At 60.3% G+C, this 13,636-nt stretch carries 10 protein-coding genes; 3 read left to right on the top strand and 7 right to left on the bottom strand.

Features of this window, described 5'->3' with window-relative positions:
- Positions 1-5: 5 nt before the first annotated feature.
- On the bottom strand, positions 6-854 hold the full coding sequence (locus ACQUSW_RS02905; RefSeq protein ID WP_428930756.1) for an alpha/beta fold hydrolase: 849 nt from the start codon (positions 852-854) through the stop codon (positions 6-8).
- A 99-nt stretch (positions 855-953) separates the two neighbouring features.
- Between ACQUSW_RS02905 and ACQUSW_RS02900 the strand changes: the two genes are divergently transcribed.
- Positions 954-1,613: a TetR/AcrR family transcriptional regulator gene (locus ACQUSW_RS02900; RefSeq protein ID WP_428930755.1), complete on the top strand. Its 660-nt coding sequence runs from the start codon at positions 954-956 to the stop codon at positions 1,611-1,613.
- Here ACQUSW_RS02900 and ACQUSW_RS02895 read toward each other — a convergent pair.
- Entirely contained in the window at positions 1,594-3,228 is a 1,635-nt protein-coding gene (locus ACQUSW_RS02895; protein WP_428930754.1) for an ABC-F family ATP-binding cassette domain-containing protein, read from the bottom strand. The two genes, ACQUSW_RS02900 and ACQUSW_RS02895, sit on opposite strands and share 20 nt — an antisense overlap.
- Before the next feature lie 230 nt (positions 3,229-3,458).
- Between ACQUSW_RS02895 and ACQUSW_RS02890 the strand changes: the two genes are divergently transcribed.
- Entirely contained in the window at positions 3,459-4,385 is a 927-nt protein-coding gene (locus tag ACQUSW_RS02890) for a hypothetical protein (RefSeq protein ID WP_428930753.1), read from the top strand.
- Positions 4,386-4,439: 54 nt separating this feature from the next.
- On the opposite strand, the gene ACQUSW_RS02885 is transcribed toward ACQUSW_RS02890, so the two are convergent.
- The 5 genes from ACQUSW_RS02885 to ACQUSW_RS02865 all read right to left on the bottom strand — a co-directional run bounded on the left by ACQUSW_RS02885 (position 4,440) and on the right by ACQUSW_RS02865 (position 9,887).
- The gene (locus ACQUSW_RS02885; RefSeq protein WP_428930752.1) at positions 4,440-5,840 is read right to left on the bottom strand and encodes a threonine/serine exporter family protein; all 1,401 of its coding nucleotides are present in this window, start codon (positions 5,838-5,840) and stop codon (positions 4,440-4,442) included.
- A 132-nt stretch (positions 5,841-5,972) separates the two neighbouring features.
- The gene (locus ACQUSW_RS02880) at positions 5,973-6,863 is read right to left on the bottom strand and encodes a DUF2705 family protein (protein WP_428930751.1); all 891 of its coding nucleotides are present in this window, start codon (positions 6,861-6,863) and stop codon (positions 5,973-5,975) included.
- Between the two features lie 7 nt (positions 6,864-6,870).
- A complete protein-coding gene (locus tag ACQUSW_RS02875; RefSeq protein ID WP_428930750.1) occupies positions 6,871-7,806 on the bottom strand; it encodes an ABC transporter ATP-binding protein in 936 nt (311 codons plus the stop codon).
- 60 nt (positions 7,807-7,866) lie between these two features.
- On the bottom strand, positions 7,867-9,186 hold the full coding sequence (locus tag ACQUSW_RS02870) for an FtsX-like permease family protein (RefSeq protein ID WP_428930749.1): 1,320 nt from the start codon (positions 9,184-9,186) through the stop codon (positions 7,867-7,869).
- The gene (locus tag ACQUSW_RS02865) at positions 9,183-9,887 is read right to left on the bottom strand and encodes an ABC transporter ATP-binding protein (protein WP_428930748.1); all 705 of its coding nucleotides are present in this window, start codon (positions 9,885-9,887) and stop codon (positions 9,183-9,185) included. The genes ACQUSW_RS02870 and ACQUSW_RS02865 overlap by 4 nt, the downstream gene beginning before the upstream one ends.
- 183 nt (positions 9,888-10,070) lie before the next feature.
- On the opposite strand from ACQUSW_RS02865, the gene smc reads away from it, so the two are divergent.
- Entirely contained in the window at positions 10,071-13,625 is a 3,555-nt protein-coding gene (gene smc / locus ACQUSW_RS02860; RefSeq protein ID WP_428930747.1) for a chromosome segregation protein SMC, read from the top strand.
- The last annotated feature ends 11 nt before the right edge of the window (positions 13,626-13,636 follow it).

The raw sequence follows: 13,636 nt of genomic DNA, 5'->3' as shown, positions 1-13,636 counted from the left end.
GCGTGCTAGTGCTCGCCGACAAGCGATGCCAGACGTGTGCTAAATGCTTCGGGGTGGGTGACAAACCCGGTGTGGTCGCCCGGAAAGAGTACCGGATGCCGCCCGAGCAGCCGGCACAGGGCTCTGCTTGTGCGGTCGCACTCTTGCCCTGTGGAATCTTCGCCAATTCCAACCTCGATGCGCATTGTTACCGTGCGTTCTTGCAGGACTGCCACATCGGGATGCCACCATGTCGACGGGCGTAATTCCCGCGCAAACCAGTAGTGTTCATCGGCGACGTCTTGCGGATCCCGCTCACCACCGAACATGTGCTCGACGGCTTCCGGGGGTACCGGAATGTTGGCAGTGGCGAAAAACATTCTCCACGCGCCGATGATGTCTCCGGCAAGGTACCGCTCGCACATTTGCTGGGTCGTGCGCCGCAGATCGTCGCGATCGTCAAGAAGTTCATTCAGCGGTGGCTCGTGAGCTACCACGGCGCGCAGCAGGTCGGGGTGAGACTGAGCAAGCGCTAATGCGGTTACTGCTCCGCCACTCGAACCGAATACTGCCGCACGGCCACGGTCAACATGCTCGATCAGGCGGGCAAGATCGTTCGCACGTAGTTCTGGGGTCGAGTCGATGCTGCGGTCTTTCACAGTGCTGTGCCGGATTCCGCGCGGGTCTAGCGTGAGAACACTGTGCTCGTGCGAGAGCAGATCGGCAAGTGGCGCGAAAGGTTCAGCGTGCATGGGCGACCCCACCAAAACGATAACGGGGCCTTCACCGCGTAACTCGTAGTACAGCGTGCCATCTGGCGTTTCTACTGAATTGGTGATGCGAGGGGTGGCACTGCGTGATGGTTGATAGGGCACTGGCTCTCCGACCTTTAGACTGTACGGTCTAGTCTAAATAAGCCTAGGGGTCGTATTCCCATAATGTCAACGGCAAGCGAGCGTAAAGGAAGAAACCGAATGTCGTCACACCTACGTGAACGCAAACGCGATGCGATTCTCGATGCCGCACGAACCGTATTTTTTTCTAACGGCTACCTCGGCACCTCAATGGACGCAATCGCAGCGGCTGCAACCGTCTCAAAACAGACCGTCTACAACCATTTCGGCGATAAACGATCGCTATTCGAGCAGCTTCTTGCGCGGGATATGGGACAGTCCGACCACACAGTGCAGACCCTGGTAGACCAGGTGGATGCTGCAGCCCCGCTACAGAGTCAGCTGGTGCAGATCGCGCACGTGTACCTTCGCTCGGTGCTGCAACCGCACCTCTTGCGTCTTCGGCGTCTCGTTATTGGCGAAGCCGAGAGGTTCCCTGAACTTGCCGTCGCCTGGCATAAAAACGGACCGGAACAGGCCTACGCAATGTTCTCCCAGCTATTCTCGCGGCTGATTGATCACGGAGTTTTGCGTATCGATGACGTGAACGCAGCCGCTGAGCAGTTCAACTGGCTCATTCTTTCTGTGCCGCTTAACCGGGCAATGGCCTATGTTGACGAGCCCATGCCTCCGGCCGATGCGGAAATCGACACGATTGTGCAGTCGGCAGTGCTGGTTTTTCTCGCGGCATACAGCACGAGCCACAGTGCCTCGCGGGGGACTAACTCTCGTCAAACGTGAGAGCCGTAAGCGCATCGTCGTTGAGCTCCAGCACCAGATGAGGGTGCAGCCGCCGCAAAAAGTCGTCATCGTGGCTCACGACAATAACCGCGCCACGATAGGCGGCAAGCGCATCGAGAAGCTGATCGACAGTCTCCAGGTCGAGGTTGTTGGTCGGCTCATCAAAGACGAGAAGCTCCGGCGTGGGGTCTGCCAGCAGCATCCGGGCAAGCGACACGCGAAAACGTTCTCCACCCGAGAGGTCGGCAAGCCGCCGGTGAGCTTTGTCTCCCCGCAGCAAAAAACGTGCCAGCTGGTTCGTTACCTCACGGTCAGGCATGTGTGGGGCCACCGACTTCACGGCCTCGTAGGCTGTTACCGAGTCGTCTTCGCCGCTCACGCTCTGCGCAATATGAGCCACCCGCTCGGTATGCAAACGCGACGCCGATCGCACGCGGTCGCCGGTTGCGGGGTGGGCAGCTAGCTGTTCCTGGCCGAGAAGATGCGACAGCAACGTTGTCTTGCCGCTGCCATTCGCGCCCACCAACGCTACTGTTTCCGCACCCTGCAGCACCCACGTATGGTTGCCATCACCCAGTTCGGCGATGCGCCGCGACGCAGAAATCTGGGGATCCGGCAGCTCAATATGCAGTGATGTGTCGGCACGCACGACCGCTTCAGCATCGGCGAGTGACGAGCGCGCCAACAACTCTTTCTGCTGCGCTTGGCCACGCAGTTTTCCGGCAGAAACCTGGGCCTCCTGCCCGCGCAGCTTCATGATCATGCGGGGTCTGCGCTTGTTCTCAAAGTCGTTTCGCGCATAGCGGGCACGGCGCGCCAGCTTTGTTTCCGCATCGATCCGCTGCTGCTTCTCGTGCGTCAGCGACTTTCTTGCCTCACTCGCCGCAGCCCGCGCGGCTTGCTGTTGTATCTCGAGCCAATCGCGCCACGCATCGTAGGGGCCGCCAAAAGTGGTGATAGAGCCGTCATAAAGCTCGGCCGTTTCATCCATCAGGTTGAGCAGCGTGGCATCATGCGACACCACGATGAGTGTTCCGCGCCAGGCCGCCACTAGGTTGTAGACGGCCGCACGCGCTGCACGATCAAGATTGTTGGTCGGCTCATCGAGCAGCGTTATGGCAGCCCGCTGCATCCGGATGCCGGTGAGCGCGGCGAGCATCGCTTCGCCACCCGAGAGTTCACCAACAGTACGGTCGAGCATGGTCGGCGCCAACCCCACCGCCGCGAGGGCAGCGTGGCTGCGTGCTTCGATATCCCAATCGTCACCGATCGCCTCAAAATGGGCATCGGAGACATCACCCGCGGTCACCGCACGCACTGCGTCGAGAGCAGCCGATACACCCAGCAACTCCGACACCCGGGCGTCGGCCGCGGCAGTGATGGTTTGCGGCAGATAAGCAACTGTGCTGCCGGCGAGGTCTGTGCCGTCAGCAATGATGGTGCCGTCGGTGGGCTGAAGTTTTCCGGATGCTAGCCGCAGCAGTGTGCTCTTGCCTGAACCGTTGCGCCCAACAAGGCCCGTGCGCCCGGCCGAAAATGAGCCCGATACTTCGGTGAGTGCCGCGGTGCCATCGGGCCAGGTAAAACTAACGCGATCGAAAGTGAGCGTAGACAAAGTTTCTCCAAGATCAGAACAGGAATGCACTGATCTCAGAAGCACGTGCCCAGGAGTGTTCCCGGTCGCAAAGTATCGACGAGTCAGCGCGTATTACGCGAGTGCGTCGATGGTCTTCACCGGAAGGACTCCGTTCATGAGGGACAAGGCTGTGAAACTCTAACAGAATCTCGCGCGCTTTTGGTTCGTAGGTACGAGGGATTTACGTGATTCACCGGCATACTGAAACTATGACTGAGGGCTTTCACCCGTATCCGAGGGCTGTGCGTCGCTATGCGACCGAGCGCTATCCTCTCAAAGGCAAGGCCTATGCTGCGTCAATTTTCATCGCATTTATCGGCGCATATTCGTCGTGGGTAAACGTCGAGCAGGGGAATCGGTTGCCTGCACTCGTCGTACTCTGGCTTACCGCCACACTTTCTATCGGCGGCATAGGCGTTGGCCGCATGAACCGAAAACCGCGGAGCAAGTTTCGCTACATTAACGCGATCGTCATGACCCGCGCCGAAAAACCGCCGCTCGACTCGTGGGTGTACCTGGCGCAAATGCGGCGCTTGCCTGTCCCCATTCTCATCAGCGCAGGGCTCTTTGTTGTTGCCATGCTGGTTGTCGGTGTTTACGGTGTTTTGCAACTCATCGGAGTCTTCCCGCCGCTTAACCCCGACGCTTCATTCATGAACAGACTGGGCGCCACTGTCATTGCTCTAGCACTGATGGGCGCTGGCGGCTGGCTGCTGTGGCTTAACCTTGCGGTTGCTTGGCGCAACGGCCGGGTTGCGGCCGCCCCGAGCGGTATTGCTTTAGGCGTCAACGGTGTAGCTTTACACATGCCATCGCGCGATGCTGAAGTGCGTTGGGAACACATTCGCTCGGTCGGTTCAACAACGAGTAGCGGCAAGCGCCCCCTCCTCATTTTGGTTATTCAGACGGCTCCCGAGGCGGGTCTGCCCGGTAACGTTCTTATGATCGGGGCCGACAAGTTTGTCGTACCGATGGACGCCCTGCATTCTGCCCTGCAGTGGTATTTTGCTCATCCGCACCTGCGGTGGGAACTCGACAGCACGGTTGGCCGCGACCGCCTCGACGGTTGGCGGAAGGACGCCATCGAACTGCAAGCGACAGAGAAAACGTCGATTGTGCGTCGCGCACTGCAGTAAGAAGGCGCGCGGTGCAGTAAACAGGTCGCGTAACGGTAACCCGCATACCGCCGTCTAGCGGCGCACGCGAGAACGCGACTTGGCCACACTGCTCAGGGTCACGCGTACGGGTGTACCCAGGTAGAGGCCCAGAGAGACCCCTGCGGCAAGCCCGATGCCAACCGTGGTCGCTAAAACGAGCGGTGTTGTGCCAACGAGCAGGCTTTCGGCCGAGCCATCCGAGTCCATAAGACCGAGCAGCCCTCGAAATACGGCGAGCCCGGGCACGAGCGGAACAATGGCCGCTGTTGTTACCGCAACCGACGGCACATGCAAGCGGTGCGCCACCAGAATGCCCGCAAAACTTGCCAGCAGCGCTGCGACCGCGCTGGCTGCTGCCGCATGAAAACTCAAAGCTATAAGGCCGCTGTATGTTGAGATCGCGATGAGGCTGAGCGCTGCGCTTACAGCAACGATTCGCAGCCCTGCGCCGTTGAACACGGCAACAGCGATAGCAACTATTGCCGCGCCGCCCAGCTGTGCAGGCAGTGGACCGAGGGGAATAGGGTCAATGGGCGACATCATTCCAAAGCCAAGAACACGCGCGAGTTCGAGACCGATAAGAATACCGAGCACAACGCCGATCGTTTGCATGGTGAGGTCAAGAATTCTGCCGCTGGCCGTGAGCGCGAATCCGTCGATCGCGTCTTGTGCAGCACCGACGACGGTGAGACCGGCGAGCATCAGCACGATTCCGGCCGCAACAATAATCGATGGTCGGATGCCAACAAAAGGCGCAATTCCCGCTGCTCCCAGCGCTGCCACGACCGTGGCGACGACGGTCGTGACGAATGCGCCGGCAATCTGACTAAAAAACGAGGGCACTCGTAGTCGCGCAAGACCGGCCTGTACCAGCGCGGCGGCCAAAGCGGCAAGAAAGCTCAGCCCAATAATGACGAGAGAGGCATTGAACATTAGCGCGACACCGGCGGCCAAAAGTGCCTGCGAAACAATGACGACCGGCATCCGGTAAAGAAAAGGAGTACGCCGGATGCTGCGAAATTGCGCTCGGGCGGCATCAAGCTCGAGCCCGCCCGTGATGTCAACAAGTAGGGCCTGCAGTCGCTGCAGTTTGGCGTGATCGGGCGAGGCGACTCGCACAACCCGGAGCATGGTGGTGGGGCGAGCCTCGTCGCCGTGATGATACGACGCTGTAATGGAGTTGTAGGTCACATCGACGTGAACTCCCGACAGGTGATAGGCGCTGGTGACCGAGGTGATGGCATAGGTTACATCGTGTGCAGAAGCACCCACGGTAAACATTGCTTCGCCAATGCGCATGGCAAGGTCAAGAATTTTGACCGTCAGTGCGTCGGAAATCACCGGGAGAGCCTCGGTGGGTGCAACGCGCGAAGGGTCACTGCGTAGCACGCTGTGCACGCTAGCGATCAGACGGTGATGGCGGTGAGCAAACATGGATTCCTGCGGGGGAGAGGGTCGTTGACCGTAACTTATCAGTCACTCGTCTGCACGTAGCACCGCCGCAGCAGAACGCTGTGAGGGGCTGCGACGACGACCCGTCGCAGCCCCTCACAGAACTTCAATTCATTACGCGTCGCGGCGCTTGAATACGAACAGCGCCGGAACAACCGTGGCGACAGCCCACACAACCATTGCGATCACAGCCGTGAGATAGCTGACGCCGGAAGGCCCCTCGGTCGAAAGGTCGGCGAGCGATGACACACCCACCGACAGCGTGTTGCCCAGGTCAGTAGGAAAGTAGGGGGCGATGGTGGGCACCCACTCCCAACTGGTCATCAGCAGCATCGACAGCACGATGGGGGCAACAAAAACCACACCCACCACGATTCCGATGGCCGCTGCGGTGCTGCGCAACAGTGCCGCGCAACCGTAGGCAAACAGCGTCAGCAGTGTGAGATAGCCGATCATGCCCACAAGACCCGAGACAACACGGGCGGAGACGAGTTCAGCAGCGGCATCCGGAGCAAAAATCAGTGATGCGATGAGCGCCGCAGCAACGATGAGCACGGCCGTGACCAGAGTGACAGCGATCAGCACCAGGCCCTTGGCAACAAAAACGCTGCCACGTCGCGGCGCACTCACGAGCGTCGACTGAATGAGTCCGCTGGAATACTCATTGGAGATCACCAGCACACCCAAAATGCCAAAAATGAGCGCGAGGAAAGGCAACGAAACAGTTGTCGCCATCATCAGATACTGCTGAAGCTCTTCGCTCGTACGGCTAGCGGCATCCGACTCGAGCATTTCACGCGACCACATCAGTGCAAGCAGAAAACCCAAACCAATACCGGTTGCCAGGCTTGCCGCGAGCACCCACCGGATGCTGCGCAGCGAAAAAATCTTGATGAACTCTGACCGCACAAGCCCGCCCAGCGTGACACCGCGGCCCGGCTGGCTGTTGCGCGTGGTTGCGCGCAGGGGAGCAGAGGATTCTGTAACAGTTGTCGTAGTCATCATCGTCGTCCTAGTTCTGTGCGGCAGGGGTCTCGGAGTCGGCAGCCGAATATTCGACTGTCCCCTGGGTGAGTGAAAGATAGGCGGCCTCTAACTGGCCCACATGCGGGGTCAGTTCATGCAGTTCAACACCGTGCTGGAAAGCGAGTGATCCCAACACCGGCGCGGTGACGCCGCGCACCGCGAACCCGTGGTCGGTGGTGTGTTCGATGATCGCGTCAGGAACCTGCTGCATCACGACCGAGGCGAGCCGTGCGGCATCCGGTGAGCTAATCGACACCGACGACTGTGTTTGTGCCTGCAACAGATCGCTCAGGGGAGCGTCGGCAATAATTTCACCCTGCGCAATAACAATCACGTGGTCGGCGATCTGTGCCATCTCGCTCATCAGATGGCTCGACAGCAGCACAGTGCGGCCCTCGTCGGCAAGCCCACGCAAAAGACTGCGCACCCACATCACGCCGTCAACATCGAGTCCGTTGACCGGCTCATCAAGAATCAGCACACGCGGGTCACCCAGCAGCGCGGCAGCGATTCCCAGCCGCTGCCCCATACCGAGCGAGAATCCGCCGACGCGTTTGCCCGCCACAGGAGTAAGCCCCGTCAGCTCGAGGACCTCATCAATCCGGCTCTCGGGAATACGGTGTGTGGCGGCAATAGCCCGCAGGTGGCTGCGAGCGCTCCGACCCGGATGCACCCCTTTAGCGTCGAGCAGTGCACCGACCTCGTGCAGTGGCGCGCGCAGTGAAGCATAGGCCTGTCCGTTGATGGTGACGTTGCCGGATTGGGGGCGGTCAAGGCCGACAATCATGCGCATGGTGGTTGATTTACCTGCACCGTTGGGGCCGAGAAAGCCTGTTACTTTACCGGGTTGCACGGTAAATGATGCGTTGTTGACGGCGACCTTGTGGCCGTAGGTTTTGGTTAAACCCTGGGCGGTAATCATGAGAACTCCTTGATGGAATCGGTAAAAGCGAGCGCTAAAAAGTGTGAGTGGCAGTGTGGGTCAGTGGGCGAACTCCCGAGCAATGAGGGGGCGCGTGGCGACGGTGCCGAGCCATACGAGGGCAATTCCTGCAGTAACCACCGCTGCGATCGTAGCCAGTGATAGTGGGGCAACGATGAGAGTGATGCCCAGGAGTGGGAACACCATGAGCGCTGCGCACAGGGCGGAGCCGAGGGATGTGATGAGTAGGGGTGACATGACGGCACGGCGGCGGGCGCGCATCACGGTTTCTGCGGGAACGCCGAGGGCATGCAGGCTCTGGTGCAGCTCACGCTGATCAAGAACTTCGGATGCCTGTGTTACGCCTACCGATGCAGCAACCATGAGGAAGGAACCCACGAGTGTGATGATCAGCCCCGTGCGCATATCGCTGACGAGGGCAAGATCTTCGGGTGTTGCGAAGTCGGATTCGACAAGGTTCATGAGAGCCACTCCCGTGCCGGCGAATACGGCCATAAAGCTTGCCATGGCGATGCCTCCCACTTGACGCCATGCGGCCTTGGGGTCGTCGGTAATCACTCGGGCTGCCAGCATCCGGTCGACGGTTTTTGCTCGGCGTGCTTTGCGCTGGGCAGTAACTTTGAGAACCCATGGCCCCACGACCGAGAGCACAGCGAGTACTCCGGCGAAGAGGCCGCCAAGAATAGCGGCGGTGGTGACGGGGGTGGCGATTGCAGGGACGAGTTTGGCGAGAACAAAAGCCAGCACGAGTGCTACGAAAGTGAAGGTGGCACGGTGTTTGCTCAGCGGCATTGCCATTTGGCGGGTGCGTACACCCAGTGGCGAGATGGCTACGCGGCGCAACGCAACCACGGCACTGATGGCGGCAAGTGCAATGGTCGCCACGGAGATACCGATCAGCATGAGGGGTGGAAGGATGACGGCCGAAGCCCCCAGCGCGCTGCCGCGAAAAGGAATGAGACCGACGAGGGGTACAAGAACAAAGTAGAGCCCGATACCCACGAAGACGCCCAGTGCCGCGATGAGCGTTGATTCGATTACTGCTGCAGCGGCCACACCGCCAGGGGTAACACCGAGCAGTCGCAGGGTTGAGAGGCGTTCGTCGCGGCGGCGTGCGGACAGCCGTGCGGCGGCACCTCCCAGTGTGCTGAGGGGAACAATCAACAGGGCTAAAGCGACTGAGGCGAGCACCTGATAGAGCAGGGCATAGTCGTCGGTCCAGGTCCAAAAGGTTTGCGCACCACCAACAACGGTAAGTACGAGCGCTGTGACCAGTGCAAAAGCGGTGGCAGGAATGATGACCGTGCTACGTGAGCCCGCTCCAGGTCGCAAAAGCATCCGCATGGTTGCCGCGTTCATGCTGCCACCTCGTGAGACTCGACCCGGCCATCACGCATCTGTACGGCGCGGTCACACTGTGCCGCAACCTGCGGGTCGTGTGTTACGACGACAAGAGTGCGTCCCTGCCCCGTGGTTGACCACAGCAGCGCGTTCATAACATCTGTCGAAGTGTGTGAGTCCAGGGCGCCTGTCGGTTCGTCGGCAAAAACAATGCTTGCACCGGTCACCTGTGCGCGTGCGATAGCTACCCGCTGGGCCTGGCCACCCGAAAGCTCACCGATCCGGCGCTCCTCCATACCCACCAACCCCAAACTGTGCAGCCAGCCCGAAGCGTGCGCCATCGCTGCAGCACGCGACGTGCCATTAATCATGAGCGCCAGCGCCACGTTCTCTACGGCCGTCAGTTCAGGAATCAGCAGACCCTGCTGAAAAACAAACCCCAAACGCTCACGCCGTAAACGCGAACGGTCGGCCTCGTTCAGCGCCGTCACCTCTATTGGGCCCGTGGGACCAGAAAAAGTTACGCGACCAGCATCCGGAGTAATAATTCCCGCCAGCACATGCAGGAGCGTCGTTTTGCCCGAACCAGAAGCGCCCATGATAGCCACAGACTCACCCGCGGCAACCGACACATCAACACCGGCAAGAGCCTGCGTTGAACCATAAGCCTGAAAAAGCCCCTCGGCCACCAGAACCGGGGCAGTTGTGAAATCGTTCATACATCTAGCATCTGCAGCGCGCGCCCGGCCGTCATCGCCCCACAGAATGATCACGGCCCACCCGGCGTCATCCCAGCGGATGATTCCGGCCCTCCCGCCCGCCACTACAAGAAAACGCGTCTATTCCGCTAGCGTGGGATACGTGAAACCCCACGCCACCGTCACGCCACACGAGGTGCCTCCATGCACCTGAAAAGCCTGACACTCAAAGGGTTCAAATCGTTCGCCCAACCCACCAGTTTTGTATTCGAACCCGGCGTCACATGCATTGTCGGACCCAACGGGTCGGGAAAATCGAATGTTGTCGACGCACTCGCCTGGGTCATGGGCGAACAGGGCGTGAAAACCCTGCGCGGCGGCAAAATGGAAGACGTCATCTTCGCCGGCACCTCGACCCGCGGCCCACTGGGCCGAGCAGAAGTACAGCTCACCATTGACAACAGCGACGGTGCACTCCCGATCGAATACGCCGAAGTCACCATCAGCCGCACACTCTTTCGCAACGGCACCAGTGAATACGCCATCAACGGACAAAACTGCCGACTCCTCGACGTACAAGAACTCCTCAGCGACTCCGGCCTCGGCCGCGAAATGCACGTCATCGTCGGCCAAGGACGCCTCGACAACGTACTACAAGCAACCCCAGAAGACCGCCGCGGCTTTATCGAAGAAGCCGCAGGAATACTCAAACACCGCCGCCGCAAAGAAAAAACACTCCGCAAACTCCAGGCGATGGAAACCAACCTCACCCGCCTCAGCGACCTCGCCGGAGAAATACGGCGACAACTAAAACCCCTCGGCAAACAGGCACAAATCGCTCGCGAAGCACAAACCATCGCTGCCATTGTGCGAGACGCAAAAGCACGCCTGTACGCCGACGACATCGTTGCACTGCGCTCAGCACTTGCCGACCACACCCGCACAGAACAAGAACGACACTCCGAACGACTCGTACTCAGCGACCAACTCGACGGCATCAAACGAGAAATCACACGCCACGAAACAGAACAAAACAGCGCCGCCGTCGACCAGGCACGCTCCATCAGCTTCAGCCTCGAACAAGCCCAAGAACGCATGCGAGGCCTCTACACCCTCGCCAATCAAAAACTCGCACTCCTCGGCAACGACGACGACACCACCGTCACCATCACCGTCACCCAGGCCACCATCGACGAAGCCCGCAACGACATCACCGCGATCACCGACGGACTCGGCAACGCACAAGAAGCCGCCCACCAGGCCAGCCGCGAACTGCTCCATGCCCGCGCCGAACTCGACGCCCTCGACGCCGACATCGCCGAGCAAAGCGCCCTCGTCTCGGCCCACGAGATGCGCATCACCACCCTGCGCGGAAACGCCGAAGCAGCAGCATCCGCGCTCGCAGCCATACGCGGCGGCGTACTGCGACAAGAAAACGCCCTCGAAGCCGCACACGCACGCCGCCGAGAAGCATCCGAAGCTCTCGACGCCATGCAAGACACAGAGGCGCCCCAGGGCACCTCAGAAGAACACGCAACAGCCTACGAAAACGCGCAAAAACAGGTACAACTCAACGAAACAGCACTAGAAACCGTTCGCGAACAACTCCACGCAGCCGAACGCGAACTCGATGCCCTCACCGCAAAAGCAGCCGCGCTCAGCAGCGCCATAGCCGTCACCGGAGGAGCAGCCAAACTCGCACAAACCCGAGCCACAGGCATCGAAGGACTCGTCGGCGACGCCATCCACGTCACCGCCGGATACGAAGCAGCCATCGCCGCCGCCCTCGGCCCACTCACAGAAGGCCTCCTCGTCACCACAAGCGACACCGCCTACGACATTGCCGCATCGCTGAACGACAGCGAATACGGCACTGTCGACATTGTCGTCGCCCAGCCCCACCACAACCGCCCGCACGACGACGCCGCGCTACCCGCCCAATGCCGCTCCGCACGCGACGTAACACAGGCCCCCGAAGGCATACTCGCCATCCTCGACCACATCGTCATCGCCGACGACCTTGAACACGCCCGACACGTCTTCACCACGCTCGAGAGCACCGGCAGCAACATCACCGTCGTCACCCGCCAAGGAGAAGTCGTCACCGCCACGACACTGCGCGCAGGCGCTGGAGGAGAACGCTCACGCCTCGAACTCGTCGCCGAACGCGACGCAGCCGAAGAACGAAAACTCCAGCTCACACAGACCGCACAAAACCTCCGCACCGAACGCGACGAACACAGCCGCAACCTCGATCGCGCCCGCACCACCGCCCGCGAAGCATTAAACACACTACGACAACACGACGCAGCGCTCGCCGCCTACGCCGAACAGCTCAACCGCGTCACCGTCAAACACGAATCGGCAGTCGCCGAATGCGAGCGGCTACAAACCGCGCTCGACCAGGCACAATCCACCGTCGCTGAAGCACAAGCAAAAGCAACCCAGGCAAAAACAGAACTCGAAACAGCCGAAGCAGAACCACGACCACAACTCGACGCCTCCGCACGAGACGGACTGCTCGAGGCCCTCGACCGCGCACGCGAAACAGAAGTACAGGCACGACTCGAAGTCGAAACGCTCCGCGAACGCATTCGCGCTGCCGAAGCCCGCGTGGCAACACTTGAACGCCAACGCGAACAAGAAAAAGAAGCCGCAGCACAGGCCGCACGCCGTGCCGTCATCCGACGCGCACAGCGCGAAACAGCCGCATCCGTCGCCGAAGAACTACCCCGCGTGCTCGACTCCCTAGACCGCTCCGTCGCAGAAGCACGAATAGCGCTCGCAGAAGCCGAAGCGGCTCGCAGCGAACATAACGAACAGCTCATCACCCTGCGCGCACAAGAAACACAGGTGCGCGAACGGCTGACAGCGCTCACCGAGAGCGTGCACGGGCTTGAACTGCAAATTCATGAGAAGAAGCTGCACCTGACCGGCGTGCTCGAACGAGCCGCATCCGAACTTGCCCTCGACGAAGACATACTCATTGCTGAATATGGCCCCGATCAACCCGTGCCCGTCGACGACGAATCCACGACGAACGAACCCCATGCCGACGACGATGCCGGTGAAAGTGACCCGGCAACGCAGCCCTATGATCGCGCGCAACAAAAGAAGCGCCTGGCGGCCGCTGAGCGCAAACTAGCCCAGCTGGGGCGCGTTAACCCGCTCGCCCTCGAAGAGTTCGCAGCACTTGAACAGCGGCACGCGTTTTTGACTGAGCAGCTTGCCGACCTGACAAAGACTCGCGAAGACTTGCTGACGATCATCGCCGAACTTGACGAGCGTATGCAAACAATCTTTGTTTCTGCATTCGAAGACACCAGGCAGGCGTTCTCCGAAGTCTTTCCCGTATTGTTTCCCGGTGGCTCCGGCAGCATTTCTCTCACCAACCCCGACGACCTGCTCACCACCGGAATCGAAGTGGCGGTTCGTCCAGTCGGTAAAAAAATTGAGCGCCTCTCGTTGCTGTCAGGAGGCGAACGCTCTCTTGCCGCAGTGGCTCTACTCGTCGCGATCTTCAAGGCGCGGCCCAGCCCCTTCTATATTCTCGACGAGGTCGAGGCGGCGCTCGACGACGCCAACCTCGGGCGACTCCTGGCCGTGTTTGAGCAGCTGCGCGAGAGCTCACAGCTGCTCATCATCACCCACCAAAAACGCACGATGGAGATCGCCGACGCGCTCTACGGTGTATCCATGCGCCAAGACGGTGTCTCGGCCGTTGTGGGGCAGCGGGTAGGCGATCGTGCAGCTTCATAAACTCACGAGCG

The sequence above is a fragment of the Microbacterium luticellae genome, assembly GCF_050408645.1.
Taxonomy (GTDB): Bacteria; Actinomycetota; Actinomycetes; order Actinomycetales; family Microbacteriaceae; genus Microbacterium.
This window is presented reverse-complemented; position numbering and strand designations above follow the sequence as displayed.